Source organism: Mangrovimonas sp. TPBH4 (genome assembly GCF_001280505.1).
Lineage (GTDB): Bacteria > Bacteroidota > Bacteroidia > Flavobacteriales > Flavobacteriaceae > Mangrovimonas_A.
On record NZ_LBIO01000049.1, the window covers coordinates 280,923 to 304,874 of the forward strand.

A 23,952-nucleotide genomic window follows, 5' to 3' on the forward strand; every position below is an offset into this window, starting at 1 on the left:
CCATGAAAAAAATAATATTTATTATCACTTTACTACTAAGTTCATACAGTTATTCTCAAAAAATAAAGGGAATTAAATATGAGTTTGGACAAAACGAATACAACAATTGGAACCTTACTTTAATTCCAAATGCCTTTGATGGCTACGCCTCAGAAACAACCAAAACCTCAGGGGTATATGGTGTATTACTATGCTATACCATTGCAGACAAACAATATGAAAAGTATATTGATTGTACCAGTGATTTTGTAAAAGAACGTAAAAAAGACATCCACATAGCCATGAGTTCAAGAAGTAGAAGCGATATCAACATTGTTAGAGTTGAGTTCTTCCGAAGAGATTTACCGAGAGAAACTTGGGCCCAAAAAAATTGTTTCTAACCCCCCTATATAATTTTTTAAAATGCTAAAAAAACTACACCAACTATCTTTCCTTTCAGTTTTCATTTTCACATACACCCAAAACATCAAGGCCCAGTGCCCGGAAGCAGAAGCATATGTTCAAAAAGTGCAGGCTGCCGATTCTTGGACCCCAACAGAAAGAGCCAGCAGCGGCAAGAAAATCCAAGCCTGGACTCAATTGGGGTCATGGCATGCCTATAGGTGCGAATGTGAAAATGGTGGTAACTTATCCGACAATGATCTTAGTGGACTTGTTGAGCACTTAAACCTAATAAAAAGCCAGATAGCCTCTAACTATTCAGCCTATGGCAGTGTGCCATCTACTTCTATCTCCGATTGTAAAAAGAAAGGTGCTGCAAGCGCTTCATCCTCTGGGGCAAGAAAAAGTTCTACCCAGCAAAAATTGATGCAGAGCTTTGCCAATTACAACAAGGCCATGAACTTTAAAAAGCAGGGTGAAACCATAGCAAAAGCCTTTGCTAAAGAAGTTGAATACTATAGTCAACTTAATAAAGCTAAAACACCAGAAGATTTATTAGAAAAGTTTAACAATAACATGAATGCTATTGCAGAACTACAAGCTCAAAATAAAGCTGATAATCTTAATCAGATTGGAAATACTATTGAATCCTCATTAAGGGATTTGAACTCAGGAAACCATGAAGGTGCTTTATTTAGTGCACTTTCATTAATAGATCAAGGCGAAGCAAGAAGAAACGCGAAACGTAAAGCAGAGCTATATAAAGCTCAATTAAAACGTGAAGCTAAAGAACAAATGGATGCATTTTATAAAAAAGCATTAGAGCTAAATCAAGAACAAATATCTTCCTTTTACAATTTATCGGCTTATGCAATCAATAAAAATGAAGAAACTAATTACCTATCAAATGCAGAATACCTAGAATGCTATGCTATTGATATGAAGTCTAACTACACCTTTAATAGTACATCATGGCTTACCAATTATTGTGACAAACCGATTGTATCTGAAGTTATAGATAATCCTTATAAAACAAAACTGGATAAATATCAAAATGCTGCTGAAAGAAAAATGAATCTTTACCATAAATACAATAACCCTATTTTCAAAAAAGGTGCCTTAAGAATAGCTGGAGCCATTGCCAATGAGAAACCAAGTGCAGCATCTTATTATCAACTTGGTCATTATGCAGGAACGGAACAGCCACTAGTAGCATTTTTAGCCTTTACCACTTCTAAAGAGCTTAATACTTCTTTTTGGGATGCGACTAAAAACCAAGAATTTTTTGAAGTAGAAAAAAGTTTGGAAAATTATGCTCAGGAAGTAATCGAAGAAAATGAAATTGAAATATTAAAAGAATTTATTCGAAGTGGCATTCATACTAAAATTCAAATAAAGGGATATTCGTTATTAGAATATACCTTACTTATGGATAAACCCGAAATAGCTCAAGTATTTCTGGATGAAACAACCAAACTTTTAAAGCATGATCAAAAGCTCAATAAAGTGAAAGAGTTTATGGCTTTGGCTACTATTTTTGATGCTGAAAAAACATTAGAAAGGTATGTTAACTTTGGCTTTGATCCTTTTACAATTTCTTGGAACAATAAAAATCTAATCCAGTTATCTGTCGATGAAAACTCTTTAAACGTATTTACTTATCTCCTTAAAAAATCTGAAAAAAAAGAGAATATAATTCAGGAGTATCAAAATTCAGAAATCATTTTAGCCTATAAGACAAAGCAACTTGATGAAAGTCAAGAAATCATAAAAAACTTTAACTTAATACAATCTGTAAAATTAAAAAACAATTTAACCCTACATTATTATTATTTAGAAAATAGTCATTTGGTAAAATCACTTGGTGAAAACGATCCCAAATCTATACCCGATTTAATTATTGAATCTTATTTAAGTGAAAATGACATTACCACATTAGTAGACCTAATTGAAATAGATCCATTATTTATCTCTAAAATCCCTTTCAATAAAAAGTTGACTGATGAAATCTACGATGAACAACAATGGAGATTCGCTACAAAAGAAAACACAACAAATGCCTATAAAGAATATCTAATCAATCCTAGAACCAAAAAATATAGAACTGAAATATTACAAAACCTCATAGATATAAAAGAGGTTCCTGTACTTATTCGTGCTAGAAATAAACAAGACAAATATGGGTGTATAGACAGAAAAGGAAACATAGTGATTCCTTTCAAATATGATTTGATGTTGGAATTTAAAAATGGATTGGCAGCAGTTAAAAAAGGTAAGTTCATGGGTTTTATTAATAAAAAAGGAGAGGTAGTTATTCCTATAAAATACCAGGGTGCATTTTCCTTTGAAAACAATTTAGCTTTGGTTCTTGAGAATGACAAGGCATACTCTATTAACAGAAAAGGAGAAAAGATTGCTGAAATTGGAGAGTATTTGAATACAACTTACTGGGGCACAGACCTACTATCTACCACAAAAAATGGAGAACATATATTGACTAATCGCAAAGGAGAAAAGATTGCAGGAGAAGAATTTGAGTATTTTGTTTACGATCCTACTAAAATAATGAAACCCTTCTCAAAAGATTTCGTTCTGGTACAAAGTTCAGAAAACAATAAATTCGGTATAATAAACCATAGTGGTAAAATAATAATACCACCAGTATATGCACAGATATTACCTAATTTTTCGCAAGGTTTATTTTTTGCTCAAAAGAAGGTTGATGGCAAATGGGGTGTTATTGATTCTGAAAACAACGAACTAACTCCATTTATATATGATAGTGCCAATTATATTAGATGGGGTAACTTATTTTCTCCACATAAAGAAGCTTATGTTAATATTGGAAATGACAAAGTAATTATTAAATCAGATGGTACTCAGATTGAATACGCTACTGACTGGGAAGTAAAAGACTATGATGTAAATGACTCTTATGGAACTGAATATAGTGTACCATTCCCCTATTTAGGAGATCATAATTTAATAAAAGGATATTTTAATCATATAAAAAAAATAACCAAACTTCAATGTGAGGCTTCTGTAAAAACTAAAATGAATTGGCAAATCAAAAGTGTGAAATTTGGGATAAATGATGAAGATGGTAGGACAATTATTAAGCCTTCAATGATTCTTATAAATGGTTTTAGTTTTGATTATATAGAAATGGAATTAGATGGTAAACCATTCTTGGTTAATGTAGAAGGAGATCTAGTTGAAAAATCTGAAATTTAAAGTTATAGTAATTAAAAAACGATTTACCAATCAAGTAGACAGCGTAACACTAGAATCCAATTCTACCAGCTGTAGCTCCCATATTGGGCAAACAGGGACTACATGATAACTTTTAAAAATCGAAACATGAAAACCCCATTGTTCTTTTTAGTAGTGATCTTTTTGAGCCTTCAAGCAAAGGCTCAAAAAGATGATACCTTTGAAAACCTTTGGTTTGCTTTAGAACATCCCAAAGAGGTATTTACTTTAGATCTTACGTTTAGCAAAGATGCGCTATAATATATAATACAACATGCAGGATAACCCAAACTGCAAAATTTATCTAGAAAATAAAAATAATGGCAACCATTAACACCCCTATATTGAAAAAAATAAGTTTAATAGCAATTACAATGCTCTTATCAAAAGTAGCATTTGCTCAACCTTACCCCAAAAAAGATATTCTAAAGAAGATAAAAGCCAAGGATCTGATTTGGGGCGATTATTTTGGAGAAGATGCCATACTTGCCAAAATGAAGTCTACCAAAAAGTGGGGGCTTTATAGGGTTGATTCGGGAATGGAGATTGAGGACTTGGAAATTGAAGAAATTGTCTCCCCTAAATTTGATTCGCTTAGTTTCTTTAATTGGGAAGATCGGTTTCAAATTGTAAAACAGGAAAAAAAATATGGTATTTTATTACTGCCTTCTGAAGTGCCTGATGCAATTAACAGAGTAAACTGTAAATACGAAAAATTACTCCATAAAAGAGTAGATGACAGAGATTATGTTCTGTTTCAAAAAAACGGTAAATGGGGTCTTATAGATTGGTTTGACGAATTTGTAATTGTAGATCCCATTTTTGAAACACCAAACGAAGTTCCTTTAGTTTGGATGGAAAATTGGGCGGTAGAAACTTTTAAAAAAGCAAAGCAAAAACTAAAGGCAGATCTAGTGATTTTTGACCCCAATAATGGGGATGGCGTATTGAAGGCTCGCAACAAAAAAACTAAAAAATGGGGTATGTATCAATTTATAGAAGATATGGAGCAAGAGCTTATTCCTATGAAATATGACAGCATTAATTTTTTCCCATTCAACGGAAAGTACACTGCAGTTTACAATAACGGCAAAGTAGGTTTTTATCTTTCTCATTGGAGTTACGATGATAATACAAAACAATCTGTTGAATGCTTATACGAAGACTATAAACGGTTTAATACGGATGGAGTCCCTAAGTTAGCGGTAAAAAAAGATGGAAAATGGGGTTGGGTAGACTGGCTCACAGGAAAAGAGAAAAGCGAGTTTAAATACGAGACAGTTGACGATTTGCCATACCCCTTTTACAAACAAAACCTTTGGTTTGATGAAAATGATTAGTCTTTTTTATATTATAGAAATCACAATAATAAGCAGCACTTAATCTCTTAAGAAGTATTTTTTTTGAATTAAAATAAACCTCTACAATGCAAAAGCACCTAATTATTTTACTTTCCCTTTTAATGGCACAAACGGCTTTTGCAAAATGTAAAGGTGGAGGATTTCAATTTTTCCCGTCGCAAAAGGAAATTAGCATGAGCTCCATGTTTATCATAGAAGGCTATGCTAAAAGTCAAAAGCAAATTCTTGAGTTTAAAGAACAAAAAGTCTTCTTGCTAAGTGAAAACGGAGATTTAGTAGAGTTAAAACTTCAAAAAATCCTAGAAGGGCAGAAAGACCTCACCCAAGCCCTCTTTATACCAGAAAAGCAACTAAGCCCCAACACCATTTACTACCTAAAAAAACCCAACAATACTGGCGAAGATGAGTTTTTCACACAATGGTATCCCGATACAGAAAGGACAGAAAAAGTACATTGGATAACTAGTGAGATTAAAGCAAATGCCCCCTTAGATATAAATCTCAATATTGCATTTGAAAACACAGAAGTCAAACAACTTGGTTGCGGCCCTTCGGTATATGCAATTTTCAGTCTGCAGCTTAATTCAAGTTCCGAAATATGGTTTAAAACGGAAGTTGTCAATCTAACCACACATAGAACTAACACCTACTACATTACAAACAGAAATAACAAACTACTGGTGGGCCATGGCATGTGCGGAGGCGCATTCGAGTTCGATAGATTCAGTAAATATAAGGTTAGGTTTACTCCAATGAATACAGACGGCACCTCCATCCCTCCTACGGATTGGTTTGAATTTGGAAATCCCCATTGGAATGACAACTAAAGAACCTTATTTAGGTTAAAGCATTCATCCCCTTCCCCAAATAGTTAGAAAAAAGTTTACTGAAACCGTACAACTTTCTTTGCTTCGGAATTTCATTTCGGCACCGCAAAATCACTCCTTGATGCTGAAATCCGTTTTTCTTTAGCTATCTTTAATACACAAAACACCGCAATGAGCAGTATGACCAACTGTTGCACAACAGAAAAGAAGAAGCTTAGCTAAAAGTCAGCATATTGTAATTATTGACATCAATGGGATTTTTGCGGGTTTAGGAGTCCCGCTTATTGGCTTTGTAAGCTATTGGTTGTTTTATGTTTATCAACAACGGCATGGAAATACGAATGATACGAAACAATGATTTCCCTATTCAAAAAAAATAGATATAAACTAATTTTCAAAAGTAAGTTAAGCCGCTATTTGGTTTATGCTATTGGTGAAATCCTTTTAATTGTGATTGGAATTCTCATTGCGCTTCAAATCAACAACTGGAACTCCAACAAGCAAAGCCGAAAACAGGAGTTGAAAATTTACCAAAATATAAAAAGCCAGGTTAAAGAGGATTTGAATGAACTGGAAAAAGTGGAGGAAATCAACGCTAATTTTCTTGAAAAGTTCGAAAAAGCCAACAGGTATATTTTAACCAACAACAGACGGGCCATAGACACCTTGGCTTTCTATACCATGGCGCTTTCCCAGTTTTCAGATTTTCAGCGAAGTTCCAATATCTATGAAATATTGGTAAATAGTGGGGATATTAAGATCATGAGAAATGACAGCATCGTGAACAAACTTCAGAAACTGGAAATCTCATATAACTTCATAAACCGGCTAGAAGACATCCATTGGGAGCTAATTACCACAGAACTCTCACCCGAAATTAAAGGCGTGCTAAACTACACCACATTTAAAATAGTAAAGCCTGAAAAACTTTATTCCATTGAAATTCAAAATCTGTTCTTTGAATTCATCAACCTTATGAAGATTAAACGTGACGTTTATCATTCGGTAATTGAGGACTTGAACCATATACTTAAGACAATAGATGAAGAAATAGTCCAATTGCCCTAAGATTATACATTTCACAGCAGCATGTAACCTCCAATTCATCCCATTATTTTATCGAAAAATCACCCCCAGGCACAAAAGTAAGTTTTTCTTTACTTATATTTAAACCAACCAACACCATTAACAATGGCTTCAGAAGTACCATTGTACCACATTAATAACAATCCATAAAACCATATTAATCATGAACAAAATCGTATTTTTAAAAGTTACTCTTTTAGCTCTGTTTTTTTTATCAGGTTGTAAGGAAAAGGAAAAAGAATCAACTCCTGATATCAAAGAGGTTGACCTAATTGCGGAATCATTTCCAAAGGCTCAACAGGAAGTGAAGGCTGTTTTGGATAGTTTATTTGTGAGCATTCAGAATAGAGATATTGATGAACTACTTTCCTATCATATGTATTCTGATAAGTTTACAGAATTTCGGGATCAACTTAAAAGAACGGGGCCTGTGGAAAACGAGGAATATGAGAGAGGCTTAATCAAAAATATTTCTGCGTTTGACTATGACCTTGAAAACCTAAAAATTGACGTTTTTGATAGGGTTGCAATTGTTACTTTCAACGCTAATTTTAGACCAACTATTGGAGAAAATGTGGTACAATTGTGGAGACAAGGAACCCTTGTATTTGTAAAGAATAACGGCGTTTGGAGAATTACACACGAACATCTTTCCCCCTTGGAGGTAGAGGAATCGTAATACATAACCAACTATTACAATGTATCAATCACTGCTTCGGATTTTCATGAAACGAAAGCATAACACACCATTACCACAATTAAAAGCCATTCAATTAGGGTAGTAATCAATTGATATAAAATGAATAAACAGATCAATATTTCAAAAAATGAAAATGAAAATGACTTTTCGGGCAGTCCGGCAAATTCAATTATTCGACTGGTTAATTTTATTGTGGACTCCCTTGTTTGGTTAATCCTATATTTTTCAGTCGCTTATATTTTGGATCTTTATTTTGTCAGGTTTAATTCCTATTTAATCAATTATATATACAGTATATCTTTAGGCTTGATGCTCTTTTTGGTCTATTATTCTGTCCTGGAGTTTTTTTTACATAGAACCTTAGGAAAGTTTTTAACCAGAACTAAAGTCGTTAGTAATTTGGGAGAGGAGATTACCTTCTCAATGATCTTTAAAAGATCAATAGCAAGATTCATCCCGATAGATGTTTTTTACTATTTATTTTCCAAAAAGGGGCTTCACGATAGATTGTCAAATACACTAGTAGTAAAAGCCAACACCCACAATAAACAATAGGAATTAAACAGAATTTCGGAACCAAAATTACAGTATATTTAATCCGAGAATTGAAGGCTATAATGACCGTTATGCTGAATAAAAACTAACTGATGAAAAAAACAATTTTACTTTTAAGTCTTTTACTAATTGCTGGTGCTGCCTTTAGTCAAAAAAAGCCATATGTTATTTATAACTCCAAAGGCAAAAAGGTTAGTTATGAGAAAATGAAGAAAACCCTAGTAAAGCAAGACATAATCTTATTTGGCGAATTACATAATAACCCTATTTCCCATTGGCTTCAATATGAAGTTACATCAGATTTACACAAAACCCGTAAGCTTATTTTGGGAGCTGAAATGATTGAGGCCGACAATCAAGAATTTTTAAATGATTACGTCACTAAAAATATTTCCTATCCAGAATTGGATTCATTGGCAAGATTATGGTCTAATTACAAAACAGATTACGCCCCTTTGGTTGATTTTGCAAAAGAACATCAACTTCAATTTATAGCGACTAATATTCCCAGAAGATATGCCAACTTGGTTTACAAAAAGGGCTTTAATTCATTGGACTCTCTTTCTATAAAAGAAAAAGAATGGATAGCTCCTTTGCCAATTTCTTTTGATAGTGAATTACCAACTTACAAGAAAATACTTGAGGAAATGGGAGCTCATGGCAGTCCTGAATTGGTTAAGGCACAGGCCATGAAAGATGCAACAATGGCACATTTTATTTTGAACAATTACAAAAAAGGCTCCTTGTTTTTACATTACAACGGTGCTTATCATTCTGATTACTATGAGGGAATTTTGTGGTACCTCAAAAAAGAAAAAGAGGATGTTAAATATGCTACCATCTCCACTGTTTCACAGGATGAAGTAGATAAATTACTTAAAACAAATTATGGCAAAGCTGATTTCATTATTTGTGTGGATAGCGATATGACTACAACGTATTAAATAAATTATTGAAAAAAACTAAAAAATAAGAGCTATAGTCCATTTCATCACTCTGCCCTATTTCAAAATATTATCTTTAATCTGCTACAATCCATACTACCAGATCCAGGACAATTTCCCTTAAATGCAGTGCAAAACAACACCTCTGGCGTTATTAAAAGAAATAAATGAGAATCAATTTTAAACTATTACTTCTTGCTGGCATTTTAATTTCGGTCACCTTTGGTTGCTCTATTAAATGGACCGATGCCATAAGCTATGGAAATGTTGTTACTAAAGAATTCAATGAGATTGTTGACATTGAAATTCATAGCAAACTTATCATCGTCCCGGTTACTATAGATGGAAAAGAATATCGTTTCTTATTCGATACGGGGGCACCCTTCAGTATATCCCATAAACTTCTTAAGGAACATAATTTCAAAATTATCAGCAAGGGAAATATTGTCGATAGCGATCATAACAGAACAAAAGTTAATTGGGCTCAAGTGGATTCCATTCTTTTTGCCAACGTTACCTTTCAGGGGCAAACTGCTTTTGTTGGCGACTTTGATGCCAACCCTATCATTACATGTTTGAATATTGACGGTATTATAGGTTCCAATTTAATAAGGCATAGTAACTGGACAATTGATCAAGAACAAAGGACTTTATCCTTGTTCAGCTCCATAAAAAAAGAAGATTTTGAAGAGTGCATTACCCTTCCGTTTAAAACTGATTACCAATACAATATGTTCATTGATATAGATTTTGGCCCATCTAAAGTGAAGAATATCTTGGTAGATTACGGCTCTAATGGTTCTGTCGCTCTAAGCAATGACATATTTACAACACTGAAAAACAGAAATGTTTTTGAAGCTGAATTTTTGGAAACAGGCACCAAACAAAGTGGAATGATTGGAAGCCCTGTTGACCTCAGAAGAGAGCTAACCTATTCGGATGCTGTTAAAATAAATGAACTGGAGCTTAAAAATGTGTTGATCAATACTGGAGAAACAACCTCTATTGGGAATCAATTATTATCAAGATTTAAGGTCACCATTGATTGGACCAATAAAAATCTGTACTTGACGAAACCCGAAAAAGAGATAGAAAGAAATGGTTTACTTGGGTTTAGATTAGGTACTTCAGAGGAAAAGGGCATTTATATATTGTCTGTAATAGAAGAATCAAATGCCTATAAAAATGGTGTAAGACCCAATATGAAGGTTTTAAAAATTGATAGTCTGGACTTTGAAAACGGAAATGGCTTTTGTGATTACGTGGATTATAATCCCGGAAATGAGATCTTCATTCAATTACTGGACTCCCTAAAGAAAAAGCAAGATGTTCATTTTAAGAGAACATATCCCATAAACTAATCATAAAACACCTATATCAAAGTACTTTTAGCCTCGGTTTCCGTATTAAAAAGTATTACACGTTGAAGACGAAGAAGCTCCTAAATTCCCTAAAAATTGTACCGCCAACCTAAGGCAATGTAACAAAACACATACCACTTCGTCTTAATAACAGAGACCAACCTCAAAAACCAAATGCTTAAAAATTTATCGGAACGCAGAGAAGCTTGGAAAACAATCTTTCTATTTCTTGTTCTTGTCGTTGCACTTACTTCACCTTTCCATTATGCTATAGTAAATTTATATCCTTCACGGATATATGTTGGAGCTATAATGTGGTGTCCTGCTATAGCTGCAATCATTACATTAAAAATAAAGAAACGCCCCATTTCTTCCCTAAACTGGAATTGGGGCGATTGGAAATATATTCGACTTTCCTATTTTATTCCTGCCTTATATAGCATCATCACTTATTTACTCATCTGGGTTTTAGGTTTTGGAAGTTTAGCAAATGAGGAAACAATAACAGAATGGGGTAAAGAACTTGGCTTGGTTGGCATAGGGACATTGAGCCCAACACCCATAATATTTATAGCTATCATCTTATTGGGAACTGTTGAAGTCATCAGGTCTGCGGCAACAACTTTAGGAGAAGAGATTGGATGGCGAGGTTTTTTCATTTATGAATTAAGAAAAGTCCTTTCATTCACTGGAGTGTCACTGTTTAGTGGCATGATCTGGGCAACTTGGCATTGGCCCGTAATAGTATATTATGGCAACAATGTAATCCTGGAATTGATAACATTTTATGTTGTAATTATATCAATGTCATTTATGATGACCTACTATACTTTTAAATCTAAAAGTTTATGGCCGGCAGTAATTTTTCACGCAGTAAGCAATGTGTATATTCAAAAGATATTGCCTCCTCTAACAATGAAAATTGAAGGAACGGAACATTGGCTTGGCGAAAACGGGATTATGTTCGCAATGGTTACCTGTGCTTTTGGCATTTACTTTTGGAGAAAAGCAATTAAAGAAAATTTGTAAAAAAAATGATATAAAATGAACAAACACATCACTAATCTACAGAATGAAAATGATTTATCAAAAAGTTCAGTGCATTCAATTATTCGACTAATTAATTATATTGTTGATACCGTTGTCTGGTTAATTCTATATTTTTCGATCGCTTATATTTTTGACCGTTATTTTGTTAGGTTTAATTCTTATGTAGTCAATTATATCTACAGTATTTCTTTAGGCTTAATTCTCTATTTGGTCTACTATGGCGCACTAGAGTTTTATTTTCATAGAACCTTAGGAAAGTTTTTAACGAGAACCAAAGTTACTGATAGAGATGGAGGCGAGATTACATGCTTAACAATCTTTAAAAGAACAATATCAAGATTAATCCCAATCGACATTTTTTACTATCTATTTTCAAAAAAGGGGCTTCATGATAGACTATCAAATACGCTAGTAATTAAAAACTAAGCCAACATTGTATAAATTTTATAGACTACATTTATAGAGCTTATATGGGGATTTAAGTATTAGAAAAAAATGAACAGCTTAACTAAATTCATAAACGGAAAAAATTCGGGCAAAAAAGTTTTAGGACTTTTCATATTAACCAATGCGGTATACGTTTTTATGCTCACTGTTACGATACCTAAAACAATGGAATTCTCAAATGGAATGAAATTATTGGATATGATGCCAATGGGATATGATTTGAATTATGTTAATGAATTATTCAAATCGCTCGGGGAAAATGGACAGAAGTTTTATCTAACTAATCAGATACCTGTGGATATGATTTACCCTCTACTTTTCGGGCTTACCTATTGTTTGCTTTTAGCATTTTTCCTAAAAAAAATAAACAAACTCAACACCCCATTTATTTATATATGCTTTATACCAATAATTGCTGGAATAGCAGATTATTTTGAAAATTTCGGAATTATTGCAATGCTTAAAAACTATCCAGAATTAACAGAGGTTGCCGTAAAAACAACTAGTTCCTTCTCTCTAATAAAAAGTAGTTTGACAAGTGTTTTCTTTATTGTACTAATAACAATGCTAATTATACTTGGAATTAAATTTGTGAGAAGAAATAAAACAAGTGCCAATACTATATAACCGCAACTAACTGTTAAATGGGACATTAAAAACAATATATAAAAATGTTCAAAATAAAAACTTACTCAATATTCATTATTGGTATTTTCATTTCAACTCTTATGGTATCCCCTGAGGCTTTCTCTCAATCGAAAAAAAAACTATTCAAAATCCAATTGAATACCATAATGAAAGTAATTAAAGCTTCTAAATAAGAAAAATGATAAAAAACAAAAAAGCCAAATGGACGGTGCGCACTTTGCTGCTAGTTGGAACTTTAATTTCACTTTATTTTGTTCCATGGCTATTAGTAAAAGCATGGATACTGCCGCTACCCGATACAATTCAGGAACAAGCAGAGGAAGCCATCGATCATGGATTTGACGGAATGATTGTGTATATTGACCAAGCAGGCAAACCACCCCAATATTATACTGCAGGCTGGCATAATCGAGAATCCAAGATACCTGCCAAACCTCAAGCCTTATTTAAAATTGCCAGCATCAGTAAGCTATATGATGCTGTGGCAGTCACCAAACTGGTTAAAGATGGACGTCTTTCTTTGGATAAAACCATCGCTGATTATTTACCTGAACTTGTAGGAAGAATTGAAAATGCCGAGAACATTACTCTTAGACTAATGATACAGCATAGAAGTGGCATCCCAAATTTTACAGACGCCCCAAACTTCTGGGCAGCTCCTACTCAATCCTACGAAGAAAGCCTTGCTCTGATTCTAGACAAACCTGCAAATTTTGAACCTGGTGAAGACTATGAATATTGTAACACAAATTATCTTTTAATCAATAAGATTATGGATGATGCACTTGGCTATAGCAACTTTCAGTTCATACAGGAAGAAATTTTATCCCCCTTGCATCTAAACAGCACTTTTGGTTCTTTAAGTGAAGTAGATATGGACAACGTAATGAGTGGTTACCATGTGGGCCATCCCCATGATTTAAAGGCAGACGAACATGGTATGCTAGCCACCGCAGAAGACGTGGGTACTTTCCTAAGAGCATTGAATGATGTATCATTATTTGAACCGGGAGAACAGGAAATATATGCTTCCATTTATAAATTTGAACATTCCGGTTGGGTCCCAGGTTACCAGAGTTTTGCAAAATACCATAAAGATATTGATGCTGTTATTGTTGAATTCTACAATACAACCGACTCCAAACTGTACAATTGGAACTTATCAGAAATCATTAATAATAGAATATATAAAATATTAAAGAAACAGAAATAAAATGACAGTATTGGTAGTCGGTGCAAGTGGTGCCACAGGAAGACAGCTGGTAAATCAGCTTTTATTACAGGGAAATAAAGTTAAAGTTGTTGTGCGCTCCAAAGAGGGTTTACCTGAATCATGGTACGATAATGAGAATTTACAGATGATTACTGCAAGCATCTTAGATTTAAGTGACCATGAAATGAGTGAGTACACCAAAGATTGTAATGCGGTTGCATCTTGCCTAGGACACAATATGACTTTCAAAGGGATGTATGGCCAACCGAGACAACTTGTAAGAGATACCACGGAACGACTTTGCAATGCTATCAACTCCAATCAACCTCAAGGCCCTGTTAAGTTTGTTTTAATGAACAGTTCTGGAAACAGTAATCGCGATTTAGACGAACCCATTTCATTTGCTCAAAAATGTGTTATTGGACTTCTTAGATTGTTATTGCCGCCCCATGTGGACAATGAGAAAGCAGCCGATTATTTAAGGACACAAATTGCTCAGAAAAATAAGTACATTGAATGGGTTGCTGTTAGACCGGATGGCTTAATAAATGAAGAGGAAGTTTCTGCATATGAGGCCTTTCCTTCACCAATAAGAAGCGCCTTCTTTGATGCAGGTAAGGTTAGTAGAATAAATGTAGGGCATTTTATGTCCGAATTGATCAATAACGATACGCTTTGGAATACATGGAAAGGGCAAATGCCCGTAATTTATTCTAAATCTTGAATAACTTAGATTGAAATAAAAAAACAAGAATGAGTTTAAACATATACTCCTTTATTTTTCCACTAATGGTCTTGACATCTTGTTCAGAAGCGACTAAATTAGATGAAATTAGAATCATTAATAATGACTTGACCGAAGCTAAGTACTCTAAGGATAAAGTGAAAACAATTTCCAAGTATAAACCACTGTATATTGGTAAAATAAAACGGGAGATAACTTTATCAGATTCAATCGATACTGACGAAAGATTTTATAGTTCAGGATTTAATAAATTTAATGATAGTTTGTATTCTCAGATAGAAATTTATGTAGACACCTCAAAGACAATTTCAATGTCATATGAGAACTTTTTTCTATCAAAACCTACCGAGAAACTTAAATCCTTCCCTGTTTTTGTTTCTAATATTTCAAATGACACTACTCTTGTCTCAATAGACAATCTTCCCTTTTACCTTGAGGCTAAACAAGAAGACGGTGAATGGAAAAGAATTCAAAGACAAGAATTTCTCCCTTGCAGCTTTGGATCTCCTCATTATTATTTAGGTCCAAAAGAAATTTTAGTTACTGGTTGCAGAATTTTTAAAGGGGATACTAAAGTAAAACTAAGACTTGCTTTTGATATGTTTACAAATCAAGAACCGTTACTTTCAAATGAATTTCACGGTCATATTTTTAAGGAAATATTGGGCAGCAATTGACGTTCCAAAATGCTGTGCAATCCACATTTCCAAGGTTTTAAAAATTGGTATATGAAAAGAAGGATCATAATACTCATTGTAATTGGAATATTTTCTTGTAATTCAAATAAGAAAATTGATAAGGGAGTAAAAACAGGGAATTTTGTCGGCGTATTTAAATACGGTAACTTTTCCGATGAAATACGTTTTGAAATAGAACAAGATTCTGCCAGTTTCAGTGTGTTTTTCACAAGTTTGGAACAAAATGCCAACCGAATTCCATTACAAAATGTAAAAGCAAACGGCGATTCCATAAATTTTCAATTACAAAGTGATTTTTACACCTACTCCTTCAGAAATTCTTGGACAGAAAACAATACTAAACTTCAAGGATCACTCACGGTTGACACTGTTACAGTGCACTACACACTGGATAAGGAACCTTTAAAAAATAACAATACCCTCAAAAGTGAGGAAATTAGTTTTCAATCTGATGGCCTAAACTTAAAAGGAACGATTTGGTATCCTAATAATGATCATAACCAAAAAGCCCTTATAATCGTAGCTTCCTCAGGCAGTTCAGACCGAAGTGCTTCACGTGCAGAGTCCATACTATTTGCGCAAAGAGGATTTACCACATTTCATTATGACAAAAGAGGTACGGGAAATTCTGAAGGAGATTGGCAAACCGCCACTATGGAAGAACTTCTGCAAGACGACATCAATGCCATCAAATATTTTTCTAAAAGTACAGGAATTCCTCTTGCAACTATAGGAATAAAAGGCAGTAGCCAAGGAGCTGCAAAAATCCCTTACATTTTAAGTGAATTGCAAAATCTAAACTATGGAATTGTTGTGAGTTGCCCAGGAGTATCCTTGCTAGAAAGCGATTTGAATTATTGGAAAAACAGAAATACAGAAGCAATCGGAAATGAAATTCAGGATGCCACAAAATTGCAGCGAAAAGTATTTGAATTTATTGCAGGAGAGCTATCTCGTACCGATTTGGAAGCGGCTTTAAAAAATGAAAACTCAAAATCGTGGTTTCCCCATGTTTGGGTGCCAAATTTCGATGAAATCCAAACAGACAAAAAACTGTTATATAGTCCAATCCCTTACTTTGAAACAACCAAGCAACCGGTCTTGATTCTACAAGGAACAAAGGATGAAATAATACCAGAAAACAGCTATGAGATGATTTCAAAAGCACTTATAAAATCAAACAATGAAAATTATAAAACCCTTTTATTAGACGGCGCCTCACATTCCATGTATTATGTTGGAGAGAGTGATTTTTCGTACTGGTCTAAATTGCATCCTGATTATTTGGCAACAATTAATAATTGGATACCTACAGTTTCCAACAAGGTTGAAAGTAATTTGAACGAACTAGGTCACTAACCCAAAAAGAACTACATATTAGAAACCAAACTCAATAACTAAAATATGGTCTAATCATACTCGTCTTTCTCTTTTGATATTTCTAGTTATTCCACTACTTTCATTAGCTTAAAAACGTATGCTATGCATACATCATAGTCAACCCATTTTCCTCACGGAAAATCCTTACAATTTTATTATCTTGGTTTCTTTACTAGAAAATCCTAGCGGATTTTCATGTAACTAGACCATATACAAACAACGGGACACGATACCTATTATGAAAATTGGAACCAAAATACTATTCTTATTTCTAGCTTTAAACTTGCTATCTTACAAAGGTTCAGCACAAGAATCGGGAACTCAAAAGCCAAAACCTGAATTTGACTTTTCCACTGTTGAAAAGTTCCGAACTACTAAACTCCGAGGGCTTATTGTCAATGATTACGATAGTATATTTAGTCCAACTCAGCGACAAGAACTATCCAAATTAATTTACGATTATAACATAGAGACAACCCGGCAAATTGTTGTAGTAACAATAGACAGTATCTCACCTTATTCTGATATCGTAAAGTATGCCACAGATTTAAGCAATTATTGGGGAGTTGGAGAAGCAGGAAAAGATAACGGACTTACAATTGTTTTGTGTAATCCCTGTAGAAAAATTGGAATTGCTACTGGAACGGGAACAGAAAAAGTGCTTACTAATGAAATTTGTACTACCGTTATCAGAGAAATCATAATTCCAAAATTTAAAAAGGGGGAATTTTATGATGGGGTAAAAAGTGGTGTTATTGAACTAATGAAGTATTGGCAATAAACAGTATATAAAAGAATTTATAACACATATTTCTCCTCATTTTCCTCACGGAAAATCCTTACAATTTTGCTATCTTGGTTGCTTAACTCGAAAATCCTAATGGATTCTCATGCAACGCAACCATATACAAACAGTTACCTACTATTTATAGAAAATCCCCATGAAAAATTCATTTTATACCATCCCTTTATATTTACTGATTCTTGCTTCTCTAGCTATATCTTCAATAGCGTGTACCCCAAGTACAAGCCCTAAAACAAAGAGCAACTCAAACCCAATGACCCTATGGTATAATCAACCTGCCAAAATTTGGGAAGAAGCCCTTCCCATTGGCAATGGCCGATTAGGCGCCATGGTATTTGGAGGAACAGAAACTGAAAACATCCAGCTTAACGAAGAAACACTATGGTCTGGAGAACCGGGCAACAATATCCAACCTGAATTTAAAGAGCAATTGCCAAAAATTCGTCAACTAATTTTTGAAGGCAAGTATAAGGAGGCTCAAGAGCTTGCCAATACCCAGCTTCCTCGCCGTGCAGGCAAAAGCAATAATTACGGCATGCGCTACCAGCCAGTAGGGAATCTGCAGATCAAATTCCCCGACCATGAAGATATCTCCAATTACAAAAGGTCCCTAGATATCTCCGAAGCTATTGCCAGTGTTAGCTATACCTCCAATGGGGTCACCTATCAAAGAAAGGTGATTTCATCGCTCACAGACGATATCATAGCCGTTGAAATCACCTCAAATACCCCCGCTTCTATCTCGTGTTCCATAGCCATCAACAGTCCTCATGAAAAACAATTCATAAAAGTTGAAAATGACGCTCTTTGGCTATTCGGCACAGGAAGTGATGTTGAAAACAAACAAGGCAAAGTAAAATTTACCTCTATTGTAAAACCCAAAGTAACTGGTGGCAAAGTATCCTCCACAGACAGCACGCTTGAAGTTTCCAATGCAGACAAACTTCTAATTTATGTGTCTATTGCCACCAATTTCAAAACCTATAAGGATATATCCATTGATGCCAGTGAAAAAGCAGAAAGCATTTTGGAATCGGCATTTTCAAAAGACTTTCCCCTACTTCAACAAGCTCATACCAATGCATACAAAAACTATTTTGATAGGGTTTCCATCAACTTAGGAAGCACCGATTCTATAAATAATCCAACGGATGTACGTTTAAAAGAATTTAAAACGGGGAATGACCCACAGCTGATAGCCCTATATTATCAATTTGGACGCTACCTGCTAATCTCAAGCTCACAGCCAGGCACCCAAGCTGCAAACCTACAAGGCCTTTGGAACAACAGAATTGATCCTCCTTGGGACAGCAAGTATACCGTAAACATTAATACCGAAATGAATTACTGGCCGGCAGAACCCACCAACCTTTCTGAATTGCACCAGCCATTGTTCAGTCTTATCGGTGATATTTCGAATACCGGAAAGGAATCGGCCTCAAAAATGTACGGAGCCAGAGGCTGGAACATTCACCACAATACAGACATTTGGCGAATTTCCGGCGTTGTAGACGGTGGCTACTACGGACTTTGGCCTATGGGTGGCGCTTGGCTTAGCCAACATCTTTGGTACCACTACTTATATACTGGAGATGAAACTTTTCTAAAAGAAAACTATAAGACTTTAAAAGGTGCCTCTTTGTTCTATAAGGACATTCTGGTTGAAGAACCAAAAACCAACTGGATGATTGTATGCCCCTCCATGTCTCCTGAGAACGCCCACCACCCAAGTACAAGTATTGCGGGTGGCACCACAATGGACAATCAACTGGTCTTTGATGCTTTTCAAAATGTTATAGAAGCTTCAAACATTCTTGATATTGACAAACCCTATGCGGATAGTCTCCAAACTTTAGTTCACAGATTAGCTCCAATGCAAATTGGCAATTGGGGACAGCTACAAGAGTGGATGCAGGATTGGGACAAAGAAGATGACAAGCACAGGCATGTTTCACATCTGTATGGACTCTATCCTTCCAATCAAATTTCCCCATATAGAACTCCAGAGCTATTTGCTGCGGCAAGAACTTCCTTACTAGCACGTGGAGATGAATCTACGGGATGGTCTATGGGATGGAAAGTAAACCTCTGGGCGCGATTACTTGATGGCAACCATGCCCTAAAATTAATTACAGATCAACTTACCCCTTCCATCCAAGAAGATGGCAGTCAAAAAGGAGGCACTTACCCCAACTTATTTGATGCACATCCGCCTTTCCAAATAGATGGTAATTTTGGCTGCACCTCTGGAATTACAGAAATGTTGCTGCAAAGTCATGATGGAGCCATCCATCTCCTTCCGGCACTTCCAGATAGTTGGTTGAATGGTGATATAAACGGCTTAAAAGCAAGAGGTGGATTTGAAGTAAACATTAGCTGGGAAAAAGGAAGTTTGAAATCTGCCAAATTAAAATCTTCACTTGGCGGAACCTGTCGCATTCGCTCTTATGTTCCCCTAAAAATTGAAGGAGCCACAATAGCTCAAGGAGAAAATCCCAATCCATATTTTCTTACACGACGTAATAAAGAACATTTGGATCATTCCAATGAGATGTTTGAGCAGGAAGCTTTGAAAACAACTTTTGAATACGATATAGAAACAAAGCCAGGTGATGTCATTGAAATATATGGGACTCCATAAAAATTAAAAAATAAAATCCGAATACAGATAACATGAGATTTAGAAACACAACGCAATAGCTTGTAGAACCAACTGCTTCAGATTTTAACTAAAGAATAATCCAACACTTTTACTATCTTGGTTTCTTAACTAGAAAATCCTACAAGGGCTTTTGTACTTAATGTTTAAGATCGAAAAACAATTAAATGTTTAAAACAATATTTGAAATTACAAAAATGGATTGCCCTTCTGAGGAAAATCTAATCCGAATGAAATTAGACGCAATTTCAAGCATAGCGAATTTGGACTTTGACATACCAAATCGGAAATTGACAGTTTTTCACAGCGGAGAAACCGACCAAATCGAAAAATCGGTTCTCGACTTAAAGTTAGGCGGAAAGAAAATTTCAACTGAACAAACCGACCAAACAGAATTTAAGGAACACGCAAACCAGAAAAAGCTACTCTGGACCGTACTGGGAATAAACTTTGCTTTTTTTCTAATCGAAATGACAACAGGAATCTTCTCCAAGTCGATGGGATTGGTTGCGGACAGTTTGGATATGCTTGCGGACAGTTTTGTGTATGGCATAAGCCTATTTGCCGTTGGCGGCACATTAATTAAGAAAAAACGAATTGCTAAACTTGCTGGATATTTTCAAATTACCCTTGCAATTATAGGATTTATAGAGGTGTTGAGGAGATTCTTTGGAGCAGAAAAACTTCCAGAGTTTTCAACCATGATCATCGTTTCTTTTTTCGCCCTAATCGCAAACGGGATCTGTCTATATATTTTACAAAAGTCAAAAAGTAAAGAAGAAGCCCATATGAGAGCGAGCATGATTTTCACTTCAAATGATGTGATTATCAACTTAGGCGTAATCATTGCTGGACTTCTTGTAAATTGGTTGAATTCAAGCAAACCTGATTTGATCATAGGAACGATAGTTTTTGTTTTGGTTGTTCAGGGAGCTTTCAGAATATTGAAATTGGGTAAATGAACTAACCTCAACAAGAGCTAAACCTATAGCTAGGTCCCTTAAAAAGCTAAAAACATTATCTTTAACCAACAACAAGTTATTCAAAACTAAAACCATATAAACTATGAAGGTTACCGCCGAGAAAAATGAAAAAGTTGCCAAAATGATATTTGCCTCCGTCTACCCCCATTATGTCACCAAGGTGGAGAAAAAAGGCAGAACAAAAGATGAACTCCACAAAGTAATAGAATGGCTCACCGGATTCAATGAAGCCAAATTGCAGGAGCTCATCCAAGAAAAGGTCACATTTGAAACGTTTTTTCAAAGAGCAAAATTACATCCAAATGCCCACCTCATCAAAGGTGTGATTTGTGGTTACCGCATAGAAGAAATCGACTTTGACCTGTATAGACAGGCAAGGTACCTAGATAAGTTAGTTGATGAATTGGCAAAAGGTCGTAAAATGGAGAAAATTTTACGAGAGGAAAAGCAATAAAAAAAATGCTTTTCCTTGTTATCTTCTTCTCCCCGAATAGGTCATGGCTTCACCTTTACCAAAACCATAACTGATCCCAAACGTAACAAAGCGACCACGCAAACCAAAATTGTAAGATTCAAATGCGGTTTGATAAACATACCGCTCCTGGATTCTTGAAGCAAACACATCCCGGATTCCTAAATTTGCAACAATCTTCCCCTTGAATATCTTTTTGCGAAGTCCCAAATCCATAAAAGCAAAACCGCTTTGTTCTCCTTGAACGGTTTTAAACCCCGATTGGTAGTTTCCCGTAATTTCCAGATCAAAATCAGCAGGCAAGCCAATTTTAGTCCCCAAACGGGTTGACCATTGATTGCCTGTAAAATCAAAAACCTGATCTTCGAAATCCCCTTTACGCTCAAAGTAGTTAAAATTGAAATCACCCGTAAGGGTAAGCCATTTGGCTGGGCTATATTTCCCATTGGTTTCAAAGCCAACAGTTGAGTTGGTACCTATATTTTGTGGTGTTGTGAAGGTAACGTTATCCTCAAAAGTAGATACACGCTCTACCACATCTGTTGTATAGCGGTGGTAAAGGCTGGAGCTTAACGAAGCCTTTCCTATTTTATAAATACTTGTAAGCTCGTAAGAACCTGTAAATTCTGGTTGCAGATCTGGGTTTCCTGTGAAAATATTAAAGTTGTTCCTAATGTTGAAAAAGGGATTTAAATCCCATAAACGAGGCCTAAAAATCCGTCTTGAATAGCCCCCTTGCAAGGAAAAGTCTTCACTGAATTTGTATGAGCTGTGGAATGTTGGAAATAAATTGGTGAAATTTTTGGAATTCCCCTCATTGGTAGTCGTCAACAAGGTATTAAGGTCTGTATTCTCAACCCTCAAACCAGCCTTTACACCCCAAGTATCATTCTCATAGGCGCCAGTAGCATATACGCCCAACACCTTTTGGTTCCATTCAAAATTATTGGTCAGGTCCTCATTTGTTACATAGGCATCATTTACAAAATCCTGCACTTCAAAATCATTGCCCACATCATTAATAACATATTGAGCTCCGGTTTCTATGGTAATAACTTTGGTGATAGGATTTACATAATCTGCTTTAAAAGTATAATCTGCCTGTTGGAAATTGGTGGCAGTACGTTGGTTGCTATCAACATTATCGCCTTCAAGGGTTGTATCCGTAAATTTTGAAGATTGATCCTTGCCAAAAAAACTTCCTAAAGCGCTCAACTGAAAGGTATGGTCTTCATTGTTTTCGAAGGTTTTTTTCCAATTGAACTCGTACTGCCATTTTGGGTTTGTTGCGTCGGTGGTTTCATTTCTTACCCACTTTGAAATTAAGTCATCTTCGATAAAATGACTATAATTTGTTTGGGAGGGCTGGTCTTCAATTTCATAGGCAAAATTCCCCGAAAGGGTAAGTACGTTCAATTCGTTTAAATGATAGTCTGTGCCAAGGGTAATATTGAAAAACGCTTCATTTCTAAAATCCTCACCAAAGCTATAAATGGTTTCATTAGTGGCCAGGTTTCTATTGTCGGCTTCCGTATCCCTTGGTAAGGAACGGTAGCCAACTCCAAACTGAGAAAACAAGTTGAATTTCTCTGTCCTGCGGTTTATACTTCCGCCAATACTATGGTTGTCCGGCACGCCTGTATTGGCTGAAATAGAGCCATTCCATCCCTTTTTTTCCTCTTTTTTCAGAATAATATTCAAAATACCGGTGGTTCCCGAAGCCTCGTATTTTGCCGATGGATTGGTTATCACCTCTATGCTCTCTATCATGTCTGCAGTTATAGTTCCCAAGGCGTTCCCAGATTGGTCTGCAAGTACCGATGGTTTTCCATTGATTAATATTTGCACCCCACTGCTACCGCGTAGGCTTACTTCCCCTTCTATATTTACATTTACAGAAGGGACATTGTTCAATACCTCTAGAGCACTTACGCCCGTGCTGCTTATATCTGAACCCACATTGAAAATTCGCTTGTCCAATTTAAAAACGGTTTTGGACACCTCACCTTTAACCACGACTTCATCCAATTGTTCGGCATCCTCTTCCATTAAAATAACGCCCAAATCTATTTGATGCTTTATTACTTTAAATTCGGTGATTGTAACCGGAAGATACCCCATAAACGAGACTTCAAATGCTACATTTGGCGCATCTATTCTCATTTCAAACAAACCATTTTCGTCACTTGTAGTTCCCGAAATTAAGCTTTGCGACTCCAAGGACTTTACAACAACAGTGGCATATGGAATGGGTTGCTGTGTATTGGCTTCAAGTATACTACCCACAACCTTAATCTGTTGGGCTTGAATTCCTGAAACAACAAAGAAGAATATGCTTATTAGCTGAAAAATTTTCATGTTGTTAAAAGTCAAAATTATCGGACT

Annotated in this window: 22 protein-coding genes; 21 read left to right on the forward strand and 1 reads right to left on the reverse strand. The window is 35.3% G+C overall.

What is annotated here, in order from left to right; translation table 11 throughout:
* Positions 1 to 2 precede the first annotated feature (2 nt).
* The 21 genes from ZA05_RS10265 (at position 3) to ZA05_RS10360 (ending at position 21,549) form a co-directional block, all read left to right on the forward strand.
* On the forward strand, positions 3 to 380 hold the full coding sequence (locus ZA05_RS10265) for a hypothetical protein (RefSeq protein WP_053991600.1): 378 nt from the start codon (positions 3 to 5) through the stop codon (positions 378 to 380).
* A gap of 22 nt (positions 381 to 402) precedes the next feature.
* On the forward strand, positions 403 to 3,615 hold the full coding sequence (locus ZA05_RS10270; RefSeq protein WP_053991601.1) for a WG repeat-containing protein: 3,213 nt from the start codon (positions 403 to 405) through the stop codon (positions 3,613 to 3,615).
* A 126-nt stretch (positions 3,616 to 3,741) separates the two neighbouring features.
* Positions 3,742 to 3,894 carry a hypothetical protein gene (locus ZA05_RS18220; protein WP_157514654.1) on the forward strand — a complete coding sequence of 51 codons (153 nt, stop codon included), beginning with the start codon at positions 3,742 to 3,744 and terminating at the stop codon, positions 3,892 to 3,894.
* A gap of 113 nt (positions 3,895 to 4,007) precedes the next feature.
* Complete coding sequence (locus ZA05_RS10275) at positions 4,008 to 4,973, forward strand: WG repeat-containing protein (RefSeq protein WP_231632477.1); 966 nt, start codon at positions 4,008 to 4,010, stop codon at positions 4,971 to 4,973.
* A gap of 86 nt (positions 4,974 to 5,059) precedes the next feature.
* Positions 5,060 to 5,821, forward strand: coding sequence for a hypothetical protein (locus ZA05_RS10280; RefSeq protein WP_053991602.1), 762 nt, complete (start codon positions 5,060 to 5,062; stop codon positions 5,819 to 5,821).
* 354 nt (positions 5,822 to 6,175) lie between these two features.
* Positions 6,176 to 6,889: a DUF6090 family protein gene (locus ZA05_RS10285; RefSeq protein ID WP_053991603.1), complete on the forward strand. Its 714-nt coding sequence runs from the start codon at positions 6,176 to 6,178 to the stop codon at positions 6,887 to 6,889.
* Between the two features lie 181 nt (positions 6,890 to 7,070).
* Positions 7,071 to 7,586, forward strand: a complete 516-nt coding sequence (locus ZA05_RS10290; RefSeq protein WP_053991604.1) for a nuclear transport factor 2 family protein — start codon at positions 7,071 to 7,073, stop codon at positions 7,584 to 7,586.
* A 120-nt stretch (positions 7,587 to 7,706) separates the two neighbouring features.
* Entirely contained in the window at positions 7,707 to 8,162 is a 456-nt protein-coding gene (locus ZA05_RS18585) for an RDD family protein (RefSeq protein ID WP_053991605.1), read from the forward strand.
* A 92-nt stretch (positions 8,163 to 8,254) separates the two neighbouring features.
* On the forward strand, positions 8,255 to 9,106 hold the full coding sequence (locus ZA05_RS10300) for a ChaN family lipoprotein (RefSeq protein ID WP_053991606.1): 852 nt from the start codon (positions 8,255 to 8,257) through the stop codon (positions 9,104 to 9,106).
* A 167-nt stretch (positions 9,107 to 9,273) separates the two neighbouring features.
* Positions 9,274 to 10,467, forward strand: a complete 1,194-nt coding sequence (locus tag ZA05_RS10305; RefSeq protein WP_053991607.1) for an aspartyl protease family protein — start codon at positions 9,274 to 9,276, stop codon at positions 10,465 to 10,467.
* A 174-nt stretch (positions 10,468 to 10,641) separates the two neighbouring features.
* A complete protein-coding gene (locus ZA05_RS10310) occupies positions 10,642 to 11,496 on the forward strand; it encodes a CPBP family intramembrane glutamic endopeptidase (RefSeq protein ID WP_053991608.1) in 855 nt (284 codons plus the stop codon).
* Between the two features lie 15 nt (positions 11,497 to 11,511).
* Entirely contained in the window at positions 11,512 to 11,943 is a 432-nt protein-coding gene (locus ZA05_RS18590; RefSeq protein WP_053991609.1) for an RDD family protein, read from the forward strand.
* Between the two features lie 69 nt (positions 11,944 to 12,012).
* Positions 12,013 to 12,591, forward strand: coding sequence for a hypothetical protein (locus ZA05_RS10320; RefSeq protein ID WP_053991610.1), 579 nt, complete (start codon positions 12,013 to 12,015; stop codon positions 12,589 to 12,591).
* Positions 12,592 to 12,790: 199 nt separating this feature from the next.
* The gene (locus tag ZA05_RS10325) at positions 12,791 to 13,825 is read left to right on the forward strand and encodes a serine hydrolase (RefSeq protein ID WP_053991611.1); all 1,035 of its coding nucleotides are present in this window, start codon (positions 12,791 to 12,793) and stop codon (positions 13,823 to 13,825) included.
* Between the two features lies 1 nt (position 13,826).
* Positions 13,827 to 14,549, forward strand: coding sequence for an NAD(P)-dependent oxidoreductase (locus ZA05_RS10330; protein ID WP_053991612.1), 723 nt, complete (start codon positions 13,827 to 13,829; stop codon positions 14,547 to 14,549).
* A gap of 29 nt (positions 14,550 to 14,578) precedes the next feature.
* Positions 14,579 to 15,247, forward strand: coding sequence for a hypothetical protein (locus ZA05_RS10335; RefSeq protein WP_157514658.1), 669 nt, complete (start codon positions 14,579 to 14,581; stop codon positions 15,245 to 15,247).
* A 51-nt stretch (positions 15,248 to 15,298) separates the two neighbouring features.
* Positions 15,299 to 16,627, forward strand: a complete 1,329-nt coding sequence (locus tag ZA05_RS10340) for a S9 family peptidase (RefSeq protein ID WP_053991664.1) — start codon at positions 15,299 to 15,301, stop codon at positions 16,625 to 16,627.
* A 259-nt stretch (positions 16,628 to 16,886) separates the two neighbouring features.
* Positions 16,887 to 17,429 (forward strand): YgcG family protein, encoded by a 543-nt coding sequence (locus ZA05_RS10345; protein ID WP_053991614.1) that lies wholly within the window; start codon positions 16,887 to 16,889, stop codon positions 17,427 to 17,429.
* Positions 17,430 to 17,706: 277 nt separating this feature from the next.
* On the forward strand, positions 17,707 to 20,094 hold the full coding sequence (locus ZA05_RS10350) for a glycoside hydrolase N-terminal domain-containing protein (protein WP_157514660.1): 2,388 nt from the start codon (positions 17,707 to 17,709) through the stop codon (positions 20,092 to 20,094).
* Positions 20,095 to 20,279: 185 nt separating this feature from the next.
* Positions 20,280 to 21,074, forward strand: a complete 795-nt coding sequence (locus ZA05_RS10355) for a cation transporter (RefSeq protein ID WP_053991616.1) — start codon at positions 20,280 to 20,282, stop codon at positions 21,072 to 21,074.
* A gap of 103 nt (positions 21,075 to 21,177) precedes the next feature.
* On the forward strand, positions 21,178 to 21,549 hold the full coding sequence (locus ZA05_RS10360; RefSeq protein ID WP_053991617.1) for a DUF2200 domain-containing protein: 372 nt from the start codon (positions 21,178 to 21,180) through the stop codon (positions 21,547 to 21,549).
* An 18-nt stretch (positions 21,550 to 21,567) separates the two neighbouring features.
* On the opposite strand, the gene ZA05_RS10365 is transcribed toward ZA05_RS10360, so the two are convergent.
* Positions 21,568 to 23,925 carry an outer membrane beta-barrel family protein gene (locus ZA05_RS10365; protein WP_053991618.1) on the reverse strand — a complete coding sequence of 786 codons (2,358 nt, stop codon included), beginning with the start codon at positions 23,923 to 23,925 and terminating at the stop codon, positions 21,568 to 21,570.
* Between the last annotated feature and the right edge of the window lie 27 nt (positions 23,926 to 23,952).

Coding starts and splice junctions, on each gene's coding strand:
- ZA05_RS10340 (WP_053991664.1), top strand. CDS start 15,299: ATGAAAAGAAGGATCATAATACTCATTGTAATTGGAATATTTTCTTGT.
- ZA05_RS10265 (WP_053991600.1), top strand. CDS start 3: ATGAAAAAAATAATATTTATTATCACTTTACTACTAAGTTCATACAGT.
- ZA05_RS10285 (WP_053991603.1), top strand. CDS start 6,176: ATGATTTCCCTATTCAAAAAAAATAGATATAAACTAATTTTCAAAAGT.
- ZA05_RS10330 (WP_053991612.1), top strand. CDS start 13,827: ATGACAGTATTGGTAGTCGGTGCAAGTGGTGCCACAGGAAGACAGCTG.
- ZA05_RS10365 (WP_053991618.1), bottom strand. CDS start 23,925: ATGAAAATTTTTCAGCTAATAAGCATATTCTTCTTTGTTGTTTCAGGA.
- ZA05_RS10305 (WP_053991607.1), top strand. CDS start 9,274: ATGAGAATCAATTTTAAACTATTACTTCTTGCTGGCATTTTAATTTCG.
- ZA05_RS10320 (WP_053991610.1), top strand. CDS start 12,013: ATGAACAGCTTAACTAAATTCATAAACGGAAAAAATTCGGGCAAAAAA.
- ZA05_RS10290 (WP_053991604.1), top strand. CDS start 7,071: ATGAACAAAATCGTATTTTTAAAAGTTACTCTTTTAGCTCTGTTTTTT.
- ZA05_RS10360 (WP_053991617.1), top strand. CDS start 21,178: ATGAAGGTTACCGCCGAGAAAAATGAAAAAGTTGCCAAAATGATATTT.
- ZA05_RS10275 (WP_231632477.1), top strand. CDS start 4,008: ATGCTCTTATCAAAAGTAGCATTTGCTCAACCTTACCCCAAAAAAGAT.
- ZA05_RS10310 (WP_053991608.1), top strand. CDS start 10,642: ATGCTTAAAAATTTATCGGAACGCAGAGAAGCTTGGAAAACAATCTTT.
- ZA05_RS10355 (WP_053991616.1), top strand. CDS start 20,280: ATGTTTAAAACAATATTTGAAATTACAAAAATGGATTGCCCTTCTGAG.
- ZA05_RS10300 (WP_053991606.1), top strand. CDS start 8,255: ATGAAAAAAACAATTTTACTTTTAAGTCTTTTACTAATTGCTGGTGCT.
- ZA05_RS10335 (WP_157514658.1), top strand. CDS start 14,579: ATGAGTTTAAACATATACTCCTTTATTTTTCCACTAATGGTCTTGACA.
- ZA05_RS10270 (WP_053991601.1), top strand. CDS start 403: ATGCTAAAAAAACTACACCAACTATCTTTCCTTTCAGTTTTCATTTTC.
- ZA05_RS10350 (WP_157514660.1), top strand. CDS start 17,707: ATGACCCTATGGTATAATCAACCTGCCAAAATTTGGGAAGAAGCCCTT.
- ZA05_RS18590 (WP_053991609.1), top strand. CDS start 11,512: ATGAACAAACACATCACTAATCTACAGAATGAAAATGATTTATCAAAA.
- ZA05_RS10325 (WP_053991611.1), top strand. CDS start 12,791: ATGATAAAAAACAAAAAAGCCAAATGGACGGTGCGCACTTTGCTGCTA.
- ZA05_RS18585 (WP_053991605.1), top strand. CDS start 7,707: ATGAATAAACAGATCAATATTTCAAAAAATGAAAATGAAAATGACTTT.
- ZA05_RS18220 (WP_157514654.1), top strand. CDS start 3,742: ATGAAAACCCCATTGTTCTTTTTAGTAGTGATCTTTTTGAGCCTTCAA.
- ZA05_RS10345 (WP_053991614.1), top strand. CDS start 16,887: ATGAAAATTGGAACCAAAATACTATTCTTATTTCTAGCTTTAAACTTG.
- ZA05_RS10280 (WP_053991602.1), top strand. CDS start 5,060: ATGCAAAAGCACCTAATTATTTTACTTTCCCTTTTAATGGCACAAACG.